The sequence below is a fragment of the Parabacteroides bouchesdurhonensis genome, from assembly GCF_900186615.1.
GTDB lineage: Bacteria > Bacteroidota > Bacteroidia > Bacteroidales > Tannerellaceae > Parabacteroides > Parabacteroides bouchesdurhonensis.
In genome coordinates this window covers 2650137-2672250 of record NZ_LT896588.1, presented here as the reverse complement: position 1 = coordinate 2672250, position 22114 = coordinate 2650137, and the positions used below count along the sequence as shown (strand labels likewise).

Below are 22114 nucleotides of genomic sequence, written 5' to 3'. Positions count from 1 at the left end.
TTACGAATTAAAATCGTCCTCCTCCCAACGCGTGATAAAGTTTGATTACACTTTGTATGCGTTCAAAACGAGTTTGCAGCTGTTGCACTTCCGCTTCAAGGAGAGATTGCTGGGCGGTCAATACTTCCAGATAGGTAATATTGGAATGACGCATCAGTGATTCTGTTTTCCGCACGGCATCGCATAATGTTTCCACCTGCCGAGCATTGATTTCAAGTTGCGATTTCGCAGTCTGCCATGCGGTCAAAGCATCGTTTACCTCTTTGCCTGCGTTCAACAAAGAGTGTTGGAACAGTAACTTCGCTTCTTCCTGGCGGATTTGGGCAGTCTTCAGGTTGGCGATGTTTGCGCCTCGATTGAACAAGGGCTGTGTCAGGGAACCGATGGCATTGAGCAACCATTGTCCGGGATTGGTGATTATACCGCCACCGTTATTGGTCCATCCAAGTGTTCCCGAAAGGGTGATATGGGGGTAGAATGCGGCACGTGCCGCATTGGTTGTGTAGAACGCCTGCGCCAGTTCCATTTCTGCCTGACGCACATCGGGACGGTTGGAAAGTAACTGCAAGGGGACTCCGATAGAGACGGTATCGGGGAAAGCTGCTTCGACCAGATTACTTCGTGCTATTGAGTGTGACGGCATGGCAAGTATTGCAAACAAGGCGTTTTCTGTTTCGGAGATGCTCTTGCGGATGGATAATAGGGACGATTCGAGCTGCATCACGTTCGCTTTTGCCTGCAATACACCGGCTTCGTTTGACTGTCCGGCTTTTTTCAATGCTTCGAGAGTGCGCACGGTAGTCTGCCAGTTTTCAAGGGTGCGGTGGCTTATTGCCATTTGCGCGTCGAGCATGGCAAGGGTATAGTAACTGTCGGCAATAGTGGCGACAAGCTGAGTCTGTACGGCTTGCCGGTAATCACGGCTTCCTTGCAAGGCGGCAGCGGCACCACGTTTTGCAGCTGTGAGGTTGCCGAAGATGTCCAGTTCCCAGCTTGCTGTCGCTCCTGCATTATATGTCTTTGCCGTTGCTCCATCGTGCTTGCCGGCATTACCTTCGGCATTCAGTCCGAGTGAGGGTAGATAGGAGAGTTTAGCTGTCAGCAAGGCGGAGGCTGCCGCTTCCACCCGTAGCCGTGCCACATTGAGGTCTGTGTTTCGGTCAAGTCCTGTTTCAATCAAGGACTGAAGTTTAGGGTCGGTAAACATTTCCCGCCACGACAGGGAGGCCAGAGTGGTGGTATCGGCGTCTGCCGGAAGGGTGCTATACAGATTCTCCATCGAGAGGTCGGGGCGATGATACCGGCTGTACGTGCCACAGCCGGTAAGCATCCATCCTGACAATATGATATATATTGCTGTCTTTTTCATTTAATTATGCTTAATACGTTCTTGGATATATTGGAAGACGATGAACAATGAAGGCACGAGGAACAACAGAGCCAATGTACCTACAATCATTCCGCCGATTACACCTGTGGCAAGCGAACGGCTACCGTTGGCACCCACTCCGTGAGCCAGCATCAGCGGGATAAGGCCGAACACCATAGACAACACGGTCATCAGGATGGGGCGCAGACGGACTTTTGCCGCACTGTATGCCGCTTGTGCCAGTGTCATGCCTTCCGACCGCCGCTTGCCTGCATATTCGGTAAGCAGGATGGCGGTCTTGGCAAGCAGGCCGATAATCATAATCAGACCGGTCTGCATGTAGATGTTGTTCTCCAGACCGAAGAGCCATGCGAACAGGAAACTGCCCATCAACCCGCAAGGCACTGCCAGCAGAACCGCAAAGGGAATAAACACGCTTTCGTACAAGGCACACAGAATCATATAGACCAGGACCATACAGAGCAGGAATATCAGCGTGGCATTGTTGGTTGTCTTGCTCTCCTCGCGCGAGATGCCGCCAAACTCGTAGGTGTAATTTGCCGGGAGAACCTTGCGTGCCGTCTCACTGATGGCTTCGAGCACCTGCCCCGAACTGTAACCCCGGGCCGGAGACCCATTGATGGAGATGGCATTGAACAGGTTGAAGCGGGTGAGGTCTGACGGACCGTTGGTCTTGGTCAGACGCACGAACCGGCTCAACGGTGCCATGCCGCCATCAGAGGTGCGTACATAGATATGATGAATGGACTCTGCATTCACACGGTATTCCGCCGGAGCCTGCATGGTGACGTGGTAGAGCTTGGAGAAGCGATTGAAGTCGGAAACATATTGTCCGGTATAATAGCCCGACAGGGTGGAAAGCACCTCTGCGGGCGACACTCCCGACTGCTCGCATTTGGCGGCGTCGATATCCACCCAGTATTGCGGATAGTCTGTGGCAAAGGAGGAATAGACTTCGCCTATTTCGGGCCGCTGCGACAAGGCCTCGACAAACTTGTCCGCCTCTTTCTTGAAAGCGGTAATGTCTCCGCCTGCCTTGTCCTGCAAGTAGAGCTCAAAGCCGTTCCCCATGCCATATCCGGCTATCATTGGGGGCGACATGGCAAACACCGTGGCATCAGGGATGTCGGAGGTGGCGGCATAGATTTTTCCGATGACGTCGTTGACCGACTGCCCCTCTCCCTCACGCTGTTCCCAGTCTTTGAGTGTCACGAAATACATGGCCTGCGACGGACCGGAACCGCTGAAAGAGAAGCCGGCAACCGCACCGTTGTATTCTATCTCGCCGATACTGTCGAGGCGGCTGTTGATGCGCTCCATCACCTTGACGGTCTGCGCCATTGACGTGCCGGGCTTCGTATTCATGCTCACCATGACCGTTCCGGTGTCTTCTTCGGGGATAAGGCCCGTCTTGGTGGCGTTGACCAGCAGCACCAGCAATACAAAGGACACTGCTATAGAGCTCCACATCAGCCACCGGCGGTGGAGGATGAACATCACTCCACGCACATAGCGTCGGCTCAGACGGTAGAAAACGGCATTGAACGCCTTTCGGAAACGGGCTGCAAAGTTGTCCTTTGTATTGCCGTGCTCGTCGATATAGGGCTTCAGCAACAGGGCGCAAAGTGCCGGTGAGAGGGTGAAGGCATTGATGGCCGAGATGCCCACGGCAACCGCCATCGTGATGCCGAACTGCGCATAGAAGGCTCCCGAAGTGCCGCCCATCATGGCAACGGGAAAGAACACTGCCATAAAGATGATGGTAGAGGTCAGAATGGCCGATGAAACGTCTTTCATGGCATCATCGGCCGCAAGCACCGCCGACTGGTAGCCCTCATCAAACTTCGCCTGCACCGCTTCCACCACCACGATGGCATCGTCGACCACGGTGCCGATGGCAAGCACAAGCGCAAACAGGGTGAGCAGGTTGATGGAAAAGCCTATCATGGACATCACGGCGAACGTGCCGATGATGGAAACGAAGATGGATATGGCAGGAATAAGCGTTGACTTGATGTCCTGCAAGAATACATATACCACTACGATAACCAGCAGTATCGCCTCCAGCAAGGTGCGGATGACCGAGCGGATGGAGGCATACAGAAACTTGTTGGTGTCGGTAAGCACTACGAATTCCGCTCCTTCGGGCAGGTCACGGTCCAGTTCGTGGAGCACTTCGTGAATCTCGTTGATGGTGCTCGACGCATTGGACCCTGCCTTCTGGTTTATCATCATCATGGCTGCCGGATGGCCGTTCACTTGGGAGGAGTAGTTGTAGTATTCATCGCCCAGCTCCACATCGGCAACCTCTTTCAGCCGAAGCACGTTGCCACCCGGCAAGGACTTGACTACCAGTTCGCCAAACTCATCGGCACCGGACAAGCGTCCGCGGTACTTCATTGTGTATTCGTTGGCCGTGGGGTGATTGGCACCGAAGGAGCCGGTGGCGGCTTCGATGTTCTGCCGCGCGAGTACGGCGGATATGTCGTCGGGTATGAGCCCGTATTGCGCCATACGGTCGGGCTTCAGCCAGAGGCGCATGCTGTAATTGGAGCCGAACAGTTGCGCCTTTCCCACGCCGCTGATGCGCTTCAGTCGCGGTTCGACATTGATTTTCATGTAGTTGTTCAGAAACGTCTGGTCGAAGCGGTCATCGGGCGAGTAGAGGGCAAAGGTCAGCAGCTCGGCATTCTGCTGCTTTTCGGTGGTGACACCGGTCTTGGTGGCTTCTGCCGGAAGCTGGCTCAATGCGGCGTTCACACGGTTCTGCACGTTCACGGCTGCCATGTCGGCATTGGCTCCTTGCTTGAAGTAGATGTTGATGGAGGCGTCTCCCGTGTTCGATGCCGTGGAGGTCATATAGGTCATGTCTTCCACGCCGTTGATGGCTTCTTCCAGCGGCACTATCACGGCTTTCTGCACGGTTTCGGCGTTGGCTCCGGGATAGGATGCCCATACATTGATGGTGGGCGGGGCGATGTCGGGATATTGCTCCACCGGCAGGGAGAACATGGCGATGACGCCCAACAGCACAATCACCACCGAGATAACGCCCGAGAACACCGGGCGGTCTATAAAAAATCGTAGCTTCATTTCGTTTCGTCTTTAGGGGTTATGCTCATGCCTTCTCTCACCAGTCCCACGCCTTCGGCGATGAGGGTGTCGCCGACCGAGAGACCTTCTTTTACGATAAACCGGTTGCCATCGTTCAGGCGGTCCACCGTGAGATAGGCAGCTTCCGCCCGTCCGTTTTTCAGTCGGTAGGCGATGATTTTGTCTTGCAGTTCCACGGTGGCGGTCATGGGAATGGTGATGGCATCCGTTTGGGGGTTCCGAAGGACGATGTTGCCGATGCTGCCGCTCAGCAGTTCGCGTTCGGGATTGGGGAACAGGGCTTTGATCTGCACCGCTCCGGTCGCAGGGTCCACCACACCGCTTACGGTCTCGATGCGTCCCTTCGCTTTGTACAGACTACCGTCGTTGAGTTGCAGGCTCACTTCCGGCATCTTGGCTATCAGGCTGTCAATCGAGCCGTAGCGAGTGGATAGGTGTCGCAGCATGTTTTCCGACACGGAGAAGTAGGCATACATCTCCGCATTGTCGGACACGACCGTGAAAGGCTGCTCCATGTTGGGACTGACAAGCGCACCGATGCGGTAGGGCAATGTGCCTACCACGCCGTTACTCGGACTTTTGATTTCAGTATAAGAGAGGTTGTTTCGTGCATCCGCTTCCTGCGCCTCGGCCTGTTGGAGTTCGGCAAGTGCCACAGCTAGTTGGTTTCGGGCAAGAGAAAGGTCGTATTCGGATATTACCTTCTCATCAAACAAGGCTTGCTTACCTTGCAGTTCGATTCGTGCCGTTTCCGCTTTTGCCCGTGCTGCGCTGACATTAGCCAAAGCTGTGCGTAAGGCTGCCAGATAGGGTGTTTGGTCTATCACTGCCAGTACTTGCCCTGTCGTCACCCGTGTGCCCTCCTTCACGCATAGACGCGTGATGCGGCCGGATATTTGCGGCATGATATCCACATCTTGTCGCCCGCGGATAGTGGCGGAATAAGATTCGGATATTTCCACCGGCATGGACGATACTGTTATGACCCGATAACTCGGTACCGCATCCTGCTTACCGTCCTGCTTGCATCCAGTCGACAGAAACAGCATGACGGCAAATGCGGCGAAATTAATGATAATGAATCGCTTGTTCATATTCTTTTCTTGTTCTTAATTATTCGTAATTGATTTAGCACTGATTGAATTCCATTCTTTTTTTAGAATGGAATAAACACGGGTATCTTCATATTTCGGGGTGCCGTTAGGATTGTTTATAAATGTCACAAATTCCTTGAAGCATCCTTCGCGGCGCATACCAAGGCGTTCGCATAAGCGTTTGGAGCGAATATTGTCATCTTCCACAAATCCATAGATACGCCGTGCACCCGCCTCCCGAAAAAGATAATCCAACAATCCGATAACCGCTTCACGAGCTAATCCTTTGCCCTCAAAACGTTTGTTGAAATGCCAGCCCACATTGTAAGTATCTTCATTTTCACGCAAAACGAAAACATCACCGATTATAAAGTCCTCCTTTTTCAAACTCACTGCATAGCGTTGCATATCTTTTTGGGAATACTGCATATATACGAATGCCGCCTCTTCAGAACAAAGGCGGTCGGCGGCAAAGCAATTCACACGAGGATTTGAAAGATATTCCAAAAGTCCAACAACGTCTCTCTTTTGAAAGTCTCTGATTACAAGACGTTCTGTTTCAATTTTCATACACTTTTTTTTGAGATGCAAAATTATACCCCTATAAAAGTTCTTGCAATTCAAAGAGTATCGAAGCGGATAAATTAAAGTCCGAACTATCCAAACTGACAGTTAAGACCGAAAAAAGGATAATCTTTCAAGTGCAGATCGGTTTTAACAAATACAATGTGTATTTCACCAATAGTTATTATCGTTTCGATAGTAATTTTATCCGTTTCAGCCTGTTTATCCTATCAACCAAAGGAGTAAAGCCTTATCTTTGCCGAATCAAGAGTAACTTTGCACCCGATATGACCCAAGTGAAAATGAAAATAATGAGTTGGAAGAACGGCCTGTTGCTATCTGCCGTCTCCTATGTATTCTACCTTGTCATGTGGTTTATACTCGATGACAAGACCATCGACCAATTGCCGGGAATGACAATCGCTGATTACATGGTCGATTTTCTGCTGTGTATGCTTTTTACCTACATATCCTTAGGATTCTGTTTTCTGGTCTTCAGGGTATTGCCGTTCAGGACATCCTACGTGTGGGGAATGGTCTATGCATCCTGCCTAATGGCACTGAACAATATCGTTGCGTTCGGTATGATAACCTTGTTCAATTTCCTATGGGACGAAACCGACAACGGGCTTCTCGACGAACTCCTCAACATGAAAGGCGCATACACCTTTGCCATGATATCTACCTTCCTGTCAAGCGTCTATGCCAACTCCTTCTACCTTCAGTCTTACATCAAGGCGCGCGACGAGAAACAAGCACTCGAAATGGCGCTGATGAAGGAAAAAAAGATCGCCTTGCAGTCGCAACTCAACTCGCTGAAACTGCAAATCAACCCGCACTTCATGTTCAACAACTTCAACAACCTGCTGGAACTGATTGAGGAAGATACCGAGCTTGCCGGAAAATTCCTGAGTAACCTATCGAAAGTGTACCGATACATCATCACCAATCTGGACCGCAATCTGATACCCGTTGCCGACGAAATCAAGTTTCTTGATTCATACTTGTATTTGATGAAAGTACGCCACAACGAAGGGGTCATTGCAAAAGTAAGTCCGGGCGTCAGACAATGCAAAGGTTTTCTTCCTCCGGCTGTATTGCAGCTTCTTGTAGAAAACGCAATAAAACACAACAGCTTTTCATCTGAACATCCGTTGGTTATCAACATAAAGTTGTCCGATGATTACATAACCGTCTGCAACCTGAAACGACCTTTGATGTCCCCAATCGAATCAACCGGTTTAGGACTTAAAAATATCATAGAACGATATGCTTTACTTTGTGATAAAAAGGTCAAGATAGAGAATGCCGAAAACTTCTATTCGGTAAGTCTGCCCATCATAAAAAACATCAACCCTTATGAAAATACTGATTCTTGAAGACGAACAGCGCAATGCCAAACGCCTCATAAGGCTGCTGAACGATATTGACAGAACATTTATTGTTGAAGGTCCGCTTGCCAGCATCAAAGAAACAGTCGAATTCTTTCAATCTGGCAAAACCACAGACCTCATCCTTGCTGATATCCGGCTAACTGACGGTTTGAGTTTCGAGGCTCTTAAACATGCCCAGGCAACCGTTCCCATCATATTTACCACCGCATACGATGAATATGCAGTACAGGCATTCAAGTTCAACAGTTTTGACTATCTTCTGAAACCGCTGGATCCGGATGAACTTGAAGCGGCCATTGACAAGGCAGTCAAAGCCGGAAAGAATTATACCGACGAAAACTTGCAACAGCTTTTTGACGCCTTACAGAAGAGCAAGTTCCGTTATAGGGAGCGTTTCCTGCTTCCTTATCGTGACGGATATAAGACCGTGCGAGTTTCGGACATCAACCATATCGAAACAGAAAACAAGATTGTACATCTTCGTCTCAACAATGGCACTTCCGAAGTGGTCAATGTGTCAATGGATGAACTTGAACACCAACTGAACCCGGACTATTTCTTCCGGGCAAACCGCCAATATATCATCAATGTAGAGCACGTTTTGTTCCTCGGTAATTATTTTGGAGGAAAGTTGATTGTCCGTTTGAAAGGTTATCCGAAGACGGAAATACAAGTGAGCAAGGAAAAGGCGCAGAGGCTTAAAGAATGGATTGACAGGTAGACTATTCTTGCAAAAAGAGTATCAAATATATTTAGTTTGTAAATCAAGTATCTAGATTTCTATTTATCAGTTAGAAAGCCAGATACTTGATTCTACTATATTTTCATCCCTTTCAGTTAGTTCTTATTCTTAACAGATGTCCGACAATGACATGGTCGGCAATGAAGTTACCCGTCGGACTTCGTTCACTTGCCGAACTGCGAACCAAAGGGACATCCAGCTATACCATAGAATCATCCCGTCTTTGTTGCCACTTAGCCTCCATTTCTCTTGAAAGCTCCATTATCTCCCGGCTCAGCTTCACAAGGTCGATGGTGCACTCCTCCAGCTTGTAGAGCAACGCCATCGCCTTCTTCTCCGAGAAGTGGATGCGCAGCTCCTTGACGACCTGATTGTAGTTCGTGCCTATGCCACGGAACTGGGCATGGAAATCCGACAGCTTGGTGTAGTAGTCCACCAGCGTCTTGTCCACTTTCAGCACCTTGAACTTCTGTCCGAAGAAGTGCGCCTTGAGAAAGACGGCTTTCGCGTACACGTTAGATTCCTCGTACATCGTCAGGAATCTGTTCCATTCCACATCATCGAAGCGCACCATCACGCAGTGCGTCTTCGGGTTCAACTTGGGATTTCTCCCGTACTTGCTCTTCTTTTTCATACTTCTTATTTTTTCAATTTTATGGCTTGTCCATTGTTTAATCTTTGATTAATGAACCCCGAAATTATCCGACTGCGGAGGATAATTCTGCCCACGGCGGTGAAGGTGTTTTCAGTTACTTAGAATTATTCGGGTAACTGAAAATATATCTTGCTATGTCTTTGAAGACATAACAATCCTCCGCTTGTCGGATTGTTTTCCGAGTGTAATCACTCATCTTGGGTATCGGTTAAGCCGATGAAGTGTATTCACCAGCCTAACCGACTTTCTGTAATCCCGTCAGAGCTTGCGCCACTGCTCGATGTCGTTCCGATAGGTGTCGAGGTGCAGGCGGACGAGGTTTTCAATCAGCCCCGATGCGCTCATACCCTTTCCTCCGAGGAAGCGGACAACCCTGTCCAGTTCGTCACGCACCGTCTCGCTGACAAACACGGGCTTGCGGTTGATAATCTTGGGGACTTGGAGATAGGTGGCGCGGTACTCCTCCAGCGACAGCCTGCGCTGCTTGCTGCTGACACGCTTCTGCGGCATTGCTGTTTCCCCGACCGCCTCACTTGACGGTTCATCCGCCATAGCGGTCTCCGTTTCTTCCGTGACGGTCTTGCCGGGCTGTTCCGGCTCATCCGGCTCCAGGCCGATACGCCTGTAGATGTCATTCATCGACTTGGGAGTGTAGGATTCCCTGCGTCCCATCTTTTCCACGATTTCACGAGCCTGCTGCTCTGTAATGCTTGGTTCTCTCTTCATTGTAAAAAACAAATTGATTAAGTTATTAACTGTGGTCTTGGTAAGCACCTCGACCGATTATCGGGAGCAAAGTAAGATGCTTCAGTGCAGTCTGTCAAGCACTTGGGTTCTCTTAGGCAATTTTGTATGGTTTTGCTTTATGGTGATAGAAATAACGGTGCAGACTTCACCGTTTTGCCGGATGTATATAACCGAAAGGGAAAAAGGTTTAGTTACGGGTGATTTTGAATTAAGCTCTTATTTGGGCTGTGGTGTCCTTATTAAATATAGGAATTAAGGGCTAAGGACTGGGCGGATTGGGCAATCGGTGAACCATGCCTGTGCCAACCTCTACCACCCTGTGCCACTTGCTGCCAGACCAAATTGAATCCATTGCCGGATGCCGGATTATGTATTTCTTTGCGGGAGAAGGAATGATAGCCGCCAAAGGAAAAGTCGGTATCACGGACAATGACTACCGTATCAGCGCAACATGCTACCACTTCCGGGAAACCCATTGTCAAGTAACGGATTATACATTCCTTTGCGGCATAAGAAACAGTAACAACTAAAAAAAGACAATATGGAAATCGTATCAATCGAAAGAAAGACCTTTGAGGAGCTGGTCGCCAAGTTCGACCGCTTCGTCTGCCGTATGGATGCCATCTGCCATCGGCACGGCGAAAAGAAAATGAGCGAGTGGATGGATAATCAGGACGTATGCCGGATGCTCAATATCAGCCCACGAACCTTGCAGACGCTTCGGGACAATGGGACTTTGGCATACAGCCAAATCAACCACAAGACCTATTACCGTCCCGAAGATGTGCAACGTATCGTCTCCATCGTGGAGGACAGACGGAAGGAAGCAAAGTTCAAAGGCAGGACAATCTGATAACCGAATAGAGTAATGACAATAATTCCACTAAATCCAGAGTAATATGAACGAACTGATTAACAAAGACAACGAGTGGATAATCCACTTCATGGGCAGTCTTGACCGTCTGCTGGACAACGTAGAGCATCTGACTGCCAGCTACCGCCCGACACTGAACGGGGAGCGTTTCTTCACGGACAAGGAGGTGTCGGCACGGTTGAAAGTGAGCCGCCGAACACTTCAGGATTACCGCAACGAAGGGCGGATAGCCTACATTCAGTTGGGCGGCAAAATCCTCTACCGAGAGTCCGACATCGAAAGGATGCTGACTGACAGCTACCGTACCGCCTACCGACAGACGGCTATCTGATTTTCTTGAAAGAGCGCAGTTTGCCGTCTGCCCTATGTTTGCGACAGCAATGGTACAATAAAAAAGGAACGGCTTACGGATGAAGCATCAATGTTTAGCTTCGTCTGTAAGCCGTTCCTTCTCTTTCTTCTGATTTCCCGTCAGTCGCTTGTTTCCGTTGCCGGATGCCCAAAATGCGTGTGGTTGGCAGGGGCAAGGTTTTCGGGCTGAATACGCTCAACCCCGTTGAGGAAGATTCTGCCCGAAACGGCTATGCCGCCCGACCTTGCCAATGCTGTCAGAGCCACACGCTACCTTTGCATCCGTGCATCGGGAACAGGTGGCTGACGGGAAGAACCTCGACTATACCATAGGTTGCCATTCTTACCATAGGAAACAAACAATGTAACCGGGATTCCTTTCTTGGTGGTGCAGATTTCATTTATTACGAACCGCCTGAACAAAAGGGTCTCTTTGCTACATATTCTGAAAGCGATGGCTATAATCATTTCAAAATTATACACATCATAACTGATGCCGTCAGTTTGCTTGATATACTTCATCGTATCAGTTTCGTTCAACTCTTTGTTCTTGTAAATTGCCTGTATCATCTTGCGGATATTGCAAGAGAACACCCCGAACAGGTCGGCTATCTCGAACTGGGTCATCCACACTGGGGCTGTCGGTACGGTGACCGCTCCCATTTTACTGATTGTTATTATTTCTCTGCTCATAATCCCTTTATTTTATGATGATTATATACTGTTTTCTTTCTTTTCGCCAGCCGATATTTTCTTTCTTCGCTCCATCAGTTTGTCCATGTCTTTGGAGATTTTATCATCGGTTATCCGTGCATACCCCTGAGTAGTTCTGATGTTGGAATGTCCCATCATCTTGGCGATGCTCTCAATCGGTATATCCGCTGAAATCAGGAAAGTTCCGAAGCTGTGCCGACTTTGGTGATAGCTCAGATTTTCCTCCTTGCCTATGGCAACACCCATCTCGTGGATGTCAAACCAAAGTGAATCACGGCTTGGGAGAGGAAACACGGGCTTCTCATCATCGGTTGTGTTGTACAACGACAATATCTGTTCCGCTATGGGATGTAAGGGTATGAAAGCCTCCACCTTTGTCTTCTTGCGGTTGATGCGGATATACCGTCTGCCCTCCGCATTCGTCCCGATATGATGGGGATGAAGAAGTTTGATGTCCACATACGCCAGTCCCGTCAGGGTCGAGAAGATGAAAGCCCGTCTTGCCAGTTCCATACGCTTGTCATACATCGGGGTGGAAAGTATCTTTTTGAACTCATCGCGGCTGATGTACCTGTGCCTTGCCTCCGGCTTCGGTTCATACTCCAAGTCCTCGCAGGGGTTCACACGGATAATCTCCTTATCGACTGCCAAATACAATAAACGATTAAGCCAGCACATACATTTGTTGGTTTGGGAAGAGCTGAAATTCTTGCACTTCTTCAGGAAAGCTTTATAGGACTTGCCAAAATCCTCCGTCACTTCTTCAAGAGGAATTTCCTTTTTCCCGATTGACGCTATAAAGTCCGTCAGGTATTTCTGATAATACATGGAGTGACGGTAGGAAGAAGTGGAATCTATTTCCTCGGAATGTTTCTTCAACCGCTCCCGTTCCCATTCACCCATTTGCAATAAGGTAGTCGGATGGATATTATTCAGGGAAATATGGTTCTTCAACATTTCCGCACTGACCACTCCTTGCGATTTAAGTATCTCGGTATAGGCTTCCTCAGTCAGACGCAGGTATTCCCGTAAGCGGTTGTTCTCCCTGACGGTCTTTATCTCATTCTTCCTGCCGTTCCAGTCTTCGGGGCGGCAATAGATACCTGTGCTTATGGCGGTCTGCTTGCCGTCAATGGTTATACGGCAGAGTACGGCGGTCGTACCGTCAGCCCTCACCTTGCTGCGGTTAATATATGGCAATAATGAAAATGTGCTTCGCATATTGTTGTTGGATTTATAGGGTTAGTTTGAAATCTTGTGTCGCCTCTATGAACTTGTCCATATCCTCGAAGAGTTTTTTCGGACTGACACGGGCATATACTTGAGTGGTGGAAATGTCGGAATGTCCCAGCATCCGGCTGATGGTCTCAATCGGCACACCCGCTTCGAGCGTTATCAGCGAGGCGAAACTATGCCTCGCCTGATGATAGCACAAATCATCCTTGATGCCAGCCAATGCCGCCAACGCCTTCATGTGTCTTCTAAGATTAGGCCAGCGTAGTAAAGGGAACAATGTGTCCCTGTCCTCACTGTGATACTTTTCAATCAGTGCAATCGCTTCGGGAAGCAACTTCACGCTTGCCCGATGTTCGTTCTTCTTCCTGCGGTATTTCAGCCACAACGCTCCGTTATCGTCCGTGTACAAGTTCTCATCGGTAATGGATATCACATCCGCATACGAGACCCCGGTATAACACCCGAAGAGAAACATATCCCTTGCCAGTATGTGAGATTTACGATGCGGTTCAATTTCCACATCACGGATTTTCTCGAACGATTCACGGCTCAATGCCCGTGGGGTTTTATCCGACTGCTTGGGCAGGGTGAAATGCTGGAAATGGATTTTGTCTGCATAGCCTTCCTTATAAGCCAGACGGCATATTTTTTTCAGTATGGCAAGGTGATGTCGGACAGTATCTATTGCATAACCCTTATTCTCCATAGCGAAAACCTGATAGTCATGGATGAACTGTTCCGTAAGCTGCCCAAATGCTAAATCCTTGACCTTGTACTGATGCCCAATGAACTCACCAAGTGTCAGACGCATATAATGATAAGTCGAGTAAGAAGTTTTCGCACGGTCAATACCAATACGGGCTTTGAGGTCGTCACAGACAACATCAGTCATTCGCATGAGTGTCATCTGCGTTTCCATACTTCCTTGAAAATGATTCTTCACATCGGTGGCATCGAAATCCATTTTACGGCTCACAAGGTTGTCAAAGGCGTTGTTTACCGCCAACAACAGTTTCTCAATCTTGGTGTTGGTTTCCACCGCCTCCTTGCTCTTGCCATTCAGACGGCTTTCACAGGGATTCCACAGTTCGGGAGGGCATGACAGCTTGCATCCGAACTGCGCCATCGTGCGGTTGACGGTAATGCGTCCCATGATGGGAGCCTTGCCCGACTTGTCCAGTCCGCTCTTTTTGAGGTAGAGCAGCACCTTGAATTTTTCTACTTTCATACGCTTATATTTTTAAGTGCAAATTTACTTGCCATATAAGCGTCCCTTGATGCGCAAAACACTGTGTATTAACGCAAACAAAACGGTGGGGATTTCTTTTCATCGCTTTCCGTTACCTGTTCCCGTTTCGGTAACTGCCCGGCTAACGGTTTGGTAACTGAACAACCTCAATATTCCGTTGTCGTTTGCATTTTTTCAACTTCGCAAAATACCGAAATATCGCTTATTCCTAACGGTTTACGTTTAATCTATACCTGTTCGCTGTTGCTTGCTTTGCCGTGTATATTCCATCAGAGCCGCCACACGGCAGCCACGACGATATTCCTCTCCAACGGTGTTCCCATCGAAACGGTCAGCTCCATGCTCGGACACAAGAGCATAAAGACGACGCAGATTTACGCAAAGATAACCAAAGAGAAGCTCAATCAGGACATGGAGAACCTTGCCGCAAGATTGAACGGCGTCGAGGAATTTGCAGGTTGCACCATCTAAAAAGAAAAGCCATGAAACGTGACACAATCATCATCGAGGACAAGGCAGTCAGCGTAACCGGTAACGACGTGTGGATGACCGCCACCGAAATAGCCGGATTGTTCCATACGACCGTCCCGGCAGTGAACGCCGCCATCAGAGCCGTCCGCAAGTCGGACGTGCTGAACGACTACGAGGTGTGCCGCTACATGCAGCTTGAAAACGGGCTGCACGCGGACGTGTACGCCCTTGAAATCATCATCCCGGTCGCTTTCAGGGTGAATACCTACAACACCCACCTGTTCCGCACATGGCTGGTGGGAAAGGCACTCTCACAAGAGAAACGGCAGACATACGTGATGTTCATACAGAACGGAAAAGCCGGGTATTGCTGATTGCACATACCCCATAAGACAAGTAAACGGGTAGCACCACAAAAGGTGTCACCCGTTTACTTTTTCATGAAACCGCCTCACTCCAGCGGCTTGCGGTAGTTCGCTTCCAGTACCCCGCGCAGCCCCGTTTCCGGGTAAAGCACCTTCCCTCCCAAAAGTATGAAGGGCAACACGCGGTTGTTGCGGTATTCCTGCAAGGTGCGCCGGCTCACACGGAGCAGTTCCGACACCTCGCCGTCCGTCAGGTAACGTTCCCCGTCCAGCGGAGGACGGTAGCTTTCCAGAAATGCGGACAGCCATTTCGAGCCTTTGCGCATATCCTGCACCACAGAGGCTATCGGCTCGTCTTCCATCGTAAAAACATCGTTGTTCTCGTTCATCATAACTTCGGATTCAGTGGGTGAATAAATCAAATCATCTGCCGTGCGGATAGAGCGTGCCGACAAGCGGTATCAGCCGCTTCACCTCCTCTGGCTTGTAATAGAACCTGCGGTTTATCTGCGAGTAGCCGATAAGCCGCCTGTCACGCAGCGTCTGCAACGTGCGCGGGCTTATTCTCAACTGCCCGCAGACCTCCTCGCCCGTGAGCCATCTTTCCATGCGCCCCGTGTCGCTTTTGCGCCTCAGGGCGGCGACCTTCTCCGAGAGTGCGCCGAATGCCGCCACCATCATCTCGAAAGTCTTTTTCTCGATAGATACTATTTCCATATTCATGTCATTTAGAGTTTGCCGCAAAGGTAACGAAACGGCATACAAGACGTATCGTTTTCCGCTGAAAGGCTGCCTGTTGCGCCGTTTGACCGGGTTACGGAGCCATCTTCCGCAAAAATCTTACGTGAGTCACGTAGTGAGTTGTTAAAGCCCCTTTTGTTTATTGCCGAATTTTGTCGCAGAAACAAAAAGAAAGGACTGAACATGAAAGTGATAACAATGGAAAGTTCCGCCTACAAGGAGATGATGGCGCAGATTGCGAACATCGCAGGGTACATCCGCGAGGCAAGGGACGAGAAGAAACGGAAGCGGGAAACCGAAGACAAGCTGCTTGACACGGCACAGGCGGCGAAGATGCTCAACGTGAGCAAGCGCACCATGCAGCGTATGCGCACCGACCACCGTATCGAGTATGTGGTGGTACGCGGAAGCTGCCGCTACCGCCTTTCCGAGATACTGCGGCTATTGGAGGACAACACAGTAAGGAACGAGGAAGGGACAATAGACACCCTGTTCCACAACCACACGCTGCGCACGGGCGGCAAACCAAAAGGAAGGAGGACATAGGTCATGGAACTGCTCACACGAAACAACTTCGAGGGCTGGATGCAGAAGCTGATGGAACGGCTCGACCGTCAGGACGAACTGCTGCTGGCGATGAAGGCTGAGGGGAAACAGCCCACTATCACGGAAAGCATCCGCCTTTTCGACAATCAGGATTTGTGCATGTTGCTCCAGATAAGCAAACGCACCCTCCAACGCTACCGCAGCGTAGGCGCATTGCCCTACAAGACGCTGGGCAAGAAGACCTATTACAGCGAGGAGGACGTGCTGACATTCCTTTCCAACCATATCAAGGACTTCAAAAAGGAAGATATAGCCTTCTACAAGGCTCGTATCCATAATTTCTTTCATAAATAACCCATTAAAACATTTTTCAGATGGCAAAGAAAAAAGACGAAAAGGACGTGCTGGTAGTCCGTGACGAGAAGACAGGCGAGATCAGCGTGGTAGCCGGGCTGAACGCGGACGGCACACCCAAGCGCACCCCCGCAAAAGCGGAGAACGCGCAGAGTTTCCTGCAATTCGACCGACATGGCGACGTGCTGGACAACTTCTTCAAGAACTTCTTCCGGCAGTGCAAGGAACCCAGCCGCTTCGGTTTCTACCGCATTGCGGCAGACCAAGCTGAAAATCTCTTAGAGGTGATGAAGCAACTGCTGAAAGACCCCGAAGCGAACAAGGAGCTGCTCGCCCCTCACAAGGTGGACACCTCCGACTATGAGAAGAAGGTGCAGGAAGAGATGGCAGCACAACAGACAGAGAAACAAGAACCTCAAAAACAGGAGAACATGGAACAACGGAAAGAACAGCAACAGGACAAATCCGAACAGATGCAGGGCAAACGTGGCTACCAGCCCATCGACGAGAGTAAAATCAACTGGCAGGAGCTGGAGGACAGATGGGGCGTAAAGCGGGACAACCTTGAAAAGTCCGGCGACCTTACGAAGATGCTCAACTATGGCAAGTCCGACTTGGTAAAGGTCAAACCGACCTTCGGCGGCGAATCATTCGAGCTGGACGCCCGCCTCTCCTTCAAGAAGGACGGTGAGGGAAACATCAGCCTCGTGCCGCACTTCATCCGCAAGGAGCAGAAGCTGGATGAGTACAAGGAACACAAATTCTCCGACAATGACCGGAAGAACCTCCGCGAAACGGGCAATCTCGGTAGGGTCGTGGACATTGTGGACAGGGAAACGGGCGAGATCATCCCCTCCTACATCAGCATCGACCGCAAGACGAATGAAATCACGGACATTCCGGCAAGCAGGGTGCGCATCCCGGAGCGCATCGGCAAGACGGAAATCACCACGCAGGAGCGGGACATGCTCCGCGCCGGACTGCCCGTACGCGACAAGCTCATCGAGCGCAACGACGGCAGAAAGTTCGTCACCACCCTGCAAGTGAACGTGGAGCAGCGCGGCGTGGAGTTCGTGCCGGGAACCGGCAAGTCGCCCCGTACCGCACAGACACAGGAAACCAAAGGCGACACATCGAAAAGTCAGGCGCAGGGCGGGGAAAATGCCGCACAGACCAAGAAGGAGCAACGCCGCAACACGTGGACGAACGAGGACGGCAGCATCCGCCCCATCAGCAAATGGAGCGGCGTGAGCTTCACCGACCAGCAGAAAGCCGACTATGTGGCGGGTAAAGCCGTGAAGCTGGAGAACGTGACCGACAAGCAGGGCTTCCATGCCACGATGTATATCAAGTTCAACCCGGAGAAGGGACGCCCGTACCGCTACGACACGAACCCTGACAATGCACAGCAGGTTGCTCCGTCCAACGAGAGCCGCACGCAGGTGGCGGTGAACAACGATGGCAAGACCAACGAGGCTACAAAGAATCTGAGAGAGCCGTTGCAGAAAGGTCAGACCAACCCGAAGGACGCCCGCCAGCAACAGCAGCAGGAGAAGCCGCAGAAGAAAACGGGCAAGGGCATGAAAATGTAATCCCGTGTCCGCCACTGAATCCAAAATAAAATCCAAAGTATCAACAAAAAAGAAGAAGACATGAAGACAATCATTGCAGAAAAGCCCTCCGTGGCACGTGAAATCGCCCGCATCGTGGGCGCGACAAAGAGAGAGGAAGGATATTTCGAGGGAGGCGGTTATGCCGTGACATGGGCATTCGGACACCTCGTTCAGCTTGCCATGCCCGACGGCTACGGCGTGCGCGGATTTGTCCGTGACAACCTCCCGATTATTCCCGACACATTCACGCTCGTCCCCCGTCAGGTCAGGACGGAGAAAGGTTACAAGCCCGACAGCGGCGTGGTGTCGCAGATAAAAGTCATCAAAAGACTGTTCGACACAAGCGAACATATCATCGTGGCGACCGATGCCGGACGCGAGGGAGAGCTTATCTTCCGCTACCTCTACCACTATACGGGTTGCACCACTCCTTTCGTGCGCCTGTGGATCAGCTCTCTCACCGACAAAGCTATCCGCGAGGGACTGCGGAAACTCGAAGACGGCAGCAAATACGACAACCTCTACCTCGCCGCCAAAGCGCGGAGCGAATCCGACTGGCTCGTGGGCATCAACGGCACACAGGCGTTATCCATCGCCGCCGGACACGGCACGTATTCCGTGGGGCGGGTGCAGACACCAACGTTGGCTATGGTATGTGAACGCTACTGGGAGAACCGCCGCTTTACGTCCGAAGCATTCTGGCAGCTCCATATCGCAACGGACGGTTGCGACGGCGAAGTCGTGAAATTCTCATCCTCCGAGAAATGGAAAGAGAAAGAACCGGCGATGGAACTATATAATAAGGTAAAGGCGGCAGGTTGCGCCACTGTCACGAAAGCCGAGCGCAAGGAGAAGACGGAGGAAACTCCCTTGCTCTACGACCTGACCACGCTCCAGAAAGAAGCCAACGCCAAGCACGGCTTCACGGCGGAACAGACGCTTGAAATCGCGCAGAAACTCTACGAAAAGAAGTTGATAACCTATCCGAGAACGGGAAGCCGCTACATCCCCGAAGACGTGTTTGCCGAAATTCCCAAACTGCTCGCTTTCATCGGCACACAGCCCGAATGGAAAGACAAGGTGCGGGCAAAAGCCGCCCCGACACGCCGCAGCGTGGACGACGGCAAGGTGACAGACCACCATGCCCTGCTCGTCACGGGTGAGAAACCGCTCTTCCTCTCCAAAGAGGACAATACCATCTATCAGATGATTGCCGGGCGCATGGTCGAGGCATTCTCTGAGAAATGCGTCAAGGATGTGACCACTGTCACGGCGGAATGTGCCGGAGTGGAGTTTACCGTAAAAGGCAGCGTCGTGAAGCAAACCGGATGGCGTGCCGTCTATGGCGAGGAAAAAGAGGAAATTACCATCCCCGGCTGGCAGGAAGGCGACACGCTGACACCGAAAGGCTCGTCCATTACCGAAGGAAAGACCAAACCCAAGCCGCTGCATACCGAAGCCACCCTGCTCTCGGCAATNCCAACGAGGCTACAAAGAATCTGAGAGAGCCGTTGCAGAAAGGTCAGACCAACCCGAAGGACGCCCGCCAGCAACAGCAGCAGGAGAAGCCGCAGAAGAAAACGGGCAAGGGCATGAAAATGTAATCCCGTGTCCGCCACTGAATCCAAAATAAAATCCAAAGTATCAACAAAAAAGAAGAAGACATGAAGACAATCATTGCAGAAAAGCCCTCCGTGGCACGTGAAATCGCCCGCATCGTGGGCGCGACAAAGAGAGAGGAAGGATATTTCGAGGGAGGCGGTTATGCCGTGACATGGGCATTCGGACACCTCGTTCAGCTTGCCATGCCCGACGGCTACGGCGTGCGCGGATTTGTCCGTGACAACCTCCCGATTATTCCCGACACATTCACGCTCGTCCCCCGTCAGGTCAGGACGGAGAAAGGTTACAAGCCCGACAGCGGCGTGGTGTCGCAGATAAAAGTCATCAAAAGACTGTTCGACACAAGCGAACATATCATCGTGGCGACCGATGCCGGACGCGAGGGAGAGCTTATCTTCCGCTACCTCTACCACTATACGGGTTGCACCACTCCTTTCGTGCGCCTGTGGATCAGCTCTCTCACCGACAAAGCTATCCGCGAGGGACTGCGGAAACTCGAAGACGGCAGCAAATACGACAACCTCTACCTCGCCGCCAAAGCGCGGAGCGAATCCGACTGGCTCGTGGGCATCAACGGCACACAGGCGTTATCCATCGCCGCCGGACACGGCACGTATTCCGTGGGGCGGGTGCAGACACCAACGTTGGCTATGGTATGTGAACGCTACTGGGAGAACCGCCGCTTTACGTCCGAAGCATTCTGGCAGCTCCATATCGCAACGGACGGTTGCGACGGCGAAGTCGTGAAATTCTCATCCTCCGAGAAATGGAAAGAGAAAGAACCGGCGATGGAACTATATAATAAGGTAAAGGCGGCAGGTTGCGCCACTGTCACGAAAGCCGAGCGCAAGGAGAAGACGGAGGAAACTCCCTTGCTCTACGACCTGACCACGCTCCAGAAAGAAGCCAACGCCAAGCACGGCTTCACGGCGGAACAGACGCTTGAAATCGCGCAGAAACTCTACGAAAAGAAGTTGATAACCTATCCGAGAACGGGAAGCCGCTACATCCCCGAAGACGTGTTTGCCGAAATTCCCAAACTGCTCGCTTTCATCGGCACACAGCCCGAATGGAAAGACAAGGTGCGGGCAAAAGCCGCCCCGACACGCCGCAGCGTGGACGACGGCAAGGTGACAGACCACCATGCCCTGCTCGTCACGGGTGAGAAACCGCTCTTCCTCTCCAAAGAGGACAATACCATCTATCAGATGATTGCCGGGCGCATGGTCGAGGCATTCTCTGAGAAATGCGTCAAGGATGTGACCACTGTCACGGCGGAATGTGCCGGAGTGGAGTTTACCGTAAAAGGCAGCGTCGTGAAGCAAACCGGATGGCGTGCCGTCTATGGCGAGGAAAAAGAGGAAATTACCATCCCCGGCTGGCAGGAAGGCGACACGCTGACACCGAAAGGCTCGTCCATTACCGAAGGAAAGACCAAACCCAAGCCGCTGCATACCGAAGCCACCCTGCTCTCGGCAATGGAAACGGCGGGCAAGGAAATTGAGGACGACGCACTGCGGCAGGCGATGAAGGACTGTGGCATCGGTACTCCCGCCACACGCGCCTCCATCATCGAAACGCTTTTCAAGCGCGGTTACATGGAACGCTGCAAGAAGTCGCTTGTTCCCACCGAAAAAGGACTTGCCCTCAATTCCGTCGTCAAGACGATGCGCATCGCCGATGTTGCCATGACGGGCGAATGGGAAAAGGAGCTGGCGCGTATCGAGCGCGGGGAACTGTCCGACGACACCTTCCGCAAGGAGATAGAGGCGTACACACGTGAGATAACCTCCGAACTGATCTCGTGCGACAAGCTCTTCGGCAGCCGTGACTCCGGCTGCGCGTGTCCCAAGTGTGGCACGGGCAGGATGCGGTTCTACGGCAAGGTGGTACGCTGCGACAACACGGAGTGCGGACTGCCCGTGTTCCGGCTGAAAGCGGGACGCACCCTGTCCGACGATGAAATCAAAGACCTGCTCACCGAAGGGCATACCAAGCTGCTCAAAGGGTTCAAGAGCAAACAGGGCAAGAGTTTCGATGCTGTTGTCGCCTTTGACGGGGAATATAACACGACTTTTGTGTTCCCGGAGGCTAAAAAGGACAAGAAATTTTCAGGACGGAAGAAATAGTATTAACTTTGCCACTTGTTCAGAGTAATGAATTGTTCTTCGATACCGGATTACACTCATACTTTGGATTTAGTGGTGGCACTCGGAGGGATACCGAGTGCCTTTTTCTTCCTTTTTCCAACCGATTATCCCGTTAATTATCAATCCG

General features: G+C 51.1%; 21 protein-coding genes and 2 pseudogenes. 11 read left to right on the top strand and 12 right to left on the bottom strand.

Going from position 1 to position 22114, the window contains the following annotated elements; all coding sequences use genetic code 11:
• Window positions 1–7 precede the first annotated feature (7 nt).
• The 4 genes from C1721_RS11620 to C1721_RS11605 are packed head-to-tail and all read right to left on the bottom strand — an operon-like array spanning window position 8 to window position 6168.
• Complete coding sequence (locus C1721_RS11620; protein ID WP_004312631.1) at window positions 8–1369, bottom strand: efflux transporter outer membrane subunit; 1362 nt, start codon at window positions 1367–1369, stop codon at window positions 8–10.
• Window positions 1370–4483 carry an efflux RND transporter permease subunit gene (locus C1721_RS11615; RefSeq protein ID WP_005822092.1) on the bottom strand — a complete coding sequence of 1038 codons (3114 nt, stop codon included), beginning with the start codon at window positions 4481–4483 and terminating at the stop codon, window positions 1370–1372.
• Window positions 4480–5598 carry an efflux RND transporter periplasmic adaptor subunit gene (locus C1721_RS11610; protein WP_004312628.1) on the bottom strand — a complete coding sequence of 373 codons (1119 nt, stop codon included), beginning with the start codon at window positions 5596–5598 and terminating at the stop codon, window positions 4480–4482. Before C1721_RS11610 ends, C1721_RS11615 begins: the two co-directional genes overlap by 4 nt.
• 15 nt (window positions 5599–5613) lie before the next feature.
• Window positions 5614–6168, bottom strand: coding sequence for a GNAT family N-acetyltransferase (locus tag C1721_RS11605; RefSeq protein ID WP_004312627.1), 555 nt, complete (start codon window positions 6166–6168; stop codon window positions 5614–5616).
• Window positions 6169–6449: 281 nt separating this feature from the next.
• Here C1721_RS11605 and C1721_RS11600 point away from each other — a divergent pair, with 281 nt between their 5' ends.
• Window positions 6450–7541, top strand: a complete 1092-nt coding sequence (locus C1721_RS11600; RefSeq protein ID WP_199830433.1) for a sensor histidine kinase — start codon at window positions 6450–6452, stop codon at window positions 7539–7541.
• Window positions 7522–8277: a LytR/AlgR family response regulator transcription factor gene (locus C1721_RS11595; RefSeq protein ID WP_004312625.1), complete on the top strand. Its 756-nt coding sequence runs from the start codon at window positions 7522–7524 to the stop codon at window positions 8275–8277. The genes C1721_RS11600 and C1721_RS11595 overlap by 20 nt, the downstream gene beginning before the upstream one ends.
• Before the next feature lie 220 nt (window positions 8278–8497).
• Here C1721_RS11595 and mobA read toward each other — a convergent pair whose 3' ends face one another.
• From mobA to C1721_RS11575, 3 genes are all read right to left on the bottom strand, one after another.
• Window positions 8498–8932 (bottom strand): conjugal transfer protein MobA, encoded by a 435-nt coding sequence (gene mobA / locus C1721_RS11590; RefSeq protein ID WP_004312624.1) that lies wholly within the window; start codon window positions 8930–8932, stop codon window positions 8498–8500.
• A gap of 279 nt (window positions 8933–9211) precedes the next feature.
• Window positions 9212–9679, bottom strand: coding sequence for a DUF3408 domain-containing protein (locus C1721_RS11580; protein WP_004312623.1), 468 nt, complete (start codon window positions 9677–9679; stop codon window positions 9212–9214).
• A gap of 260 nt (window positions 9680–9939) precedes the next feature.
• Window positions 9940–10176: a hypothetical protein gene (locus tag C1721_RS11575; protein WP_005822095.1), complete on the bottom strand. Its 237-nt coding sequence runs from the start codon at window positions 10174–10176 to the stop codon at window positions 9940–9942.
• A gap of 65 nt (window positions 10177–10241) precedes the next feature.
• Between C1721_RS11575 and C1721_RS11570 the strand changes: the two genes are divergently transcribed.
• Both C1721_RS11570 and C1721_RS11565 read left to right on the top strand, forming a co-directional pair.
• A complete protein-coding gene (locus C1721_RS11570; protein ID WP_004312622.1) occupies window positions 10242–10553 on the top strand; it encodes a helix-turn-helix domain-containing protein in 312 nt (103 codons plus the stop codon).
• A 46-nt stretch (window positions 10554–10599) separates the two neighbouring features.
• Window positions 10600–10905, top strand: coding sequence for a helix-turn-helix domain-containing protein (locus C1721_RS11565; RefSeq protein ID WP_005822096.1), 306 nt, complete (start codon window positions 10600–10602; stop codon window positions 10903–10905).
• 290 nt (window positions 10906–11195) lie between these two features.
• Here C1721_RS11565 and C1721_RS11555 read toward each other — a convergent pair whose 3' ends face one another.
• Genes C1721_RS11555 through C1721_RS11545 form a run of 3 tightly spaced genes read right to left on the bottom strand, consistent with a single transcriptional unit; the run spans window position 11196 to window position 14103 of the window.
• A complete protein-coding gene (locus C1721_RS11555) occupies window positions 11196–11618 on the bottom strand; it encodes a virulence RhuM family protein (RefSeq protein WP_004313907.1) in 423 nt (140 codons plus the stop codon).
• Window positions 11619–11639: 21 nt separating this feature from the next.
• Window positions 11640–12860 (bottom strand): site-specific integrase, encoded by a 1221-nt coding sequence (locus tag C1721_RS11550; protein ID WP_004313906.1) that lies wholly within the window; start codon window positions 12858–12860, stop codon window positions 11640–11642.
• 13 nt (window positions 12861–12873) lie between these two features.
• Window positions 12874–14103, bottom strand: a complete 1230-nt coding sequence (locus C1721_RS11545; RefSeq protein ID WP_004313905.1) for a site-specific integrase — start codon at window positions 14101–14103, stop codon at window positions 12874–12876.
• Window positions 14104–14388: 285 nt separating this feature from the next.
• On the opposite strand from C1721_RS11545, the pseudogene C1721_RS16325 reads away from it, so the two are divergent.
• Window positions 14389–14595, top strand: a pseudogene (locus C1721_RS16325) (tyrosine-type recombinase/integrase); the annotation flags it as partial.
• An 11-nt stretch (window positions 14596–14606) separates the two neighbouring features.
• Window positions 14607–14969, top strand: a complete 363-nt coding sequence (locus C1721_RS11535; RefSeq protein ID WP_004291423.1) for a hypothetical protein — start codon at window positions 14607–14609, stop codon at window positions 14967–14969.
• Between the two features lie 77 nt (window positions 14970–15046).
• Here the strand turns inward: C1721_RS11535 and C1721_RS11530 are convergent, their stop codons facing one another.
• Window positions 15047–15352, bottom strand: a complete 306-nt coding sequence (locus C1721_RS11530) for a helix-turn-helix domain-containing protein (RefSeq protein WP_004291424.1) — start codon at window positions 15350–15352, stop codon at window positions 15047–15049.
• Between the two features lie 31 nt (window positions 15353–15383).
• Window positions 15384–15683 carry a helix-turn-helix domain-containing protein gene (locus tag C1721_RS11525; RefSeq protein ID WP_004291426.1) on the bottom strand — a complete coding sequence of 100 codons (300 nt, stop codon included), beginning with the start codon at window positions 15681–15683 and terminating at the stop codon, window positions 15384–15386.
• A 138-nt stretch (window positions 15684–15821) separates the two neighbouring features.
• Between C1721_RS11525 and C1721_RS11515 the strand changes: the two genes are divergently transcribed.
• The 5 genes and pseudogenes from C1721_RS11515 (at window position 15822) to C1721_RS11495 (ending at window position 21966) form a co-directional block, all read left to right on the top strand.
• The gene (locus tag C1721_RS11515; protein ID WP_004291432.1) at window positions 15822–16247 is read left to right on the top strand and encodes a helix-turn-helix domain-containing protein; all 426 of its coding nucleotides are present in this window, start codon (window positions 15822–15824) and stop codon (window positions 16245–16247) included.
• Between the two features lie 3 nt (window positions 16248–16250).
• Entirely contained in the window at window positions 16251–16601 is a 351-nt protein-coding gene (locus tag C1721_RS11510) for a helix-turn-helix domain-containing protein (protein ID WP_004291454.1), read from the top strand.
• 20 nt (window positions 16602–16621) lie between these two features.
• On the top strand, window positions 16622–18193 hold the full coding sequence (locus C1721_RS11505; protein ID WP_004291455.1) for a DUF3945 domain-containing protein: 1572 nt from the start codon (window positions 16622–16624) through the stop codon (window positions 18191–18193).
• A gap of 60 nt (window positions 18194–18253) precedes the next feature.
• A pseudogene (locus tag C1721_RS11500) lies at window positions 18254–19699 on the top strand (DNA topoisomerase); the annotation flags it as partial.
• A 179-nt stretch (window positions 19700–19878) separates the two neighbouring features.
• Window positions 19879–21966 (top strand): type IA DNA topoisomerase, encoded by a 2088-nt coding sequence (locus C1721_RS11495; protein WP_004291456.1) that lies wholly within the window; start codon window positions 19879–19881, stop codon window positions 21964–21966.
• Window positions 21967–22114: the final 148 nt, after the last annotated feature.

Excerpts from the sequence above, each read along its gene's own strand:
- C1721_RS11620 (WP_004312631.1), bottom strand. The coding sequence starts at position 1,369 with ATGAAAAAGACAGCAATATATATCATATTGTCAGGATGGATGCTTACC.
- C1721_RS11615 (WP_005822092.1), bottom strand. The coding sequence starts at position 4,483 with ATGAAGCTACGATTTTTTATAGACCGCCCGGTGTTCTCGGGCGTTATC.
- C1721_RS11610 (WP_004312628.1), bottom strand. The coding sequence starts at position 5,598 with ATGAACAAGCGATTCATTATCATTAATTTCGCCGCATTTGCCGTCATG.
- C1721_RS11605 (WP_004312627.1), bottom strand. The coding sequence starts at position 6,168 with ATGAAAATTGAAACAGAACGTCTTGTAATCAGAGACTTTCAAAAGAGA.
- C1721_RS11600 (WP_199830433.1), top strand. The coding sequence starts at position 6,450 with ATGACCCAAGTGAAAATGAAAATAATGAGTTGGAAGAACGGCCTGTTG.
- C1721_RS11595 (WP_004312625.1), top strand. The coding sequence starts at position 7,522 with ATGAAAATACTGATTCTTGAAGACGAACAGCGCAATGCCAAACGCCTC.
- mobA (WP_004312624.1), bottom strand. The coding sequence starts at position 8,932 with ATGAAAAAGAAGAGCAAGTACGGGAGAAATCCCAAGTTGAACCCGAAG.
- C1721_RS11580 (WP_004312623.1), bottom strand. The coding sequence starts at position 9,679 with ATGAAGAGAGAACCAAGCATTACAGAGCAGCAGGCTCGTGAAATCGTG.
- C1721_RS11575 (WP_005822095.1), bottom strand. The coding sequence starts at position 10,176 with ATGGGTTTCCCGGAAGTGGTAGCATGTTGCGCTGATACGGTAGTCATT.
- C1721_RS11570 (WP_004312622.1), top strand. The coding sequence starts at position 10,242 with ATGGAAATCGTATCAATCGAAAGAAAGACCTTTGAGGAGCTGGTCGCC.
- C1721_RS11565 (WP_005822096.1), top strand. The coding sequence starts at position 10,600 with ATGAACGAACTGATTAACAAAGACAACGAGTGGATAATCCACTTCATG.
- C1721_RS11555 (WP_004313907.1), bottom strand. The coding sequence starts at position 11,618 with ATGAGCAGAGAAATAATAACAATCAGTAAAATGGGAGCGGTCACCGTA.
- C1721_RS11550 (WP_004313906.1), bottom strand. The coding sequence starts at position 12,860 with ATGCGAAGCACATTTTCATTATTGCCATATATTAACCGCAGCAAGGTG.
- C1721_RS11545 (WP_004313905.1), bottom strand. The coding sequence starts at position 14,103 with ATGAAAGTAGAAAAATTCAAGGTGCTGCTCTACCTCAAAAAGAGCGGA.
- C1721_RS11535 (WP_004291423.1), top strand. The coding sequence starts at position 14,607 with ATGAAACGTGACACAATCATCATCGAGGACAAGGCAGTCAGCGTAACC.
- C1721_RS11530 (WP_004291424.1), bottom strand. The coding sequence starts at position 15,352 with ATGATGAACGAGAACAACGATGTTTTTACGATGGAAGACGAGCCGATA.
- C1721_RS11525 (WP_004291426.1), bottom strand. The coding sequence starts at position 15,683 with ATGAATATGGAAATAGTATCTATCGAGAAAAAGACTTTCGAGATGATG.
- C1721_RS11510 (WP_004291454.1), top strand. The coding sequence starts at position 16,251 with ATGGAACTGCTCACACGAAACAACTTCGAGGGCTGGATGCAGAAGCTG.
- C1721_RS11505 (WP_004291455.1), top strand. The coding sequence starts at position 16,622 with ATGGCAAAGAAAAAAGACGAAAAGGACGTGCTGGTAGTCCGTGACGAG.
- C1721_RS11495 (WP_004291456.1), top strand. The coding sequence starts at position 19,879 with ATGAAGACAATCATTGCAGAAAAGCCCTCCGTGGCACGTGAAATCGCC.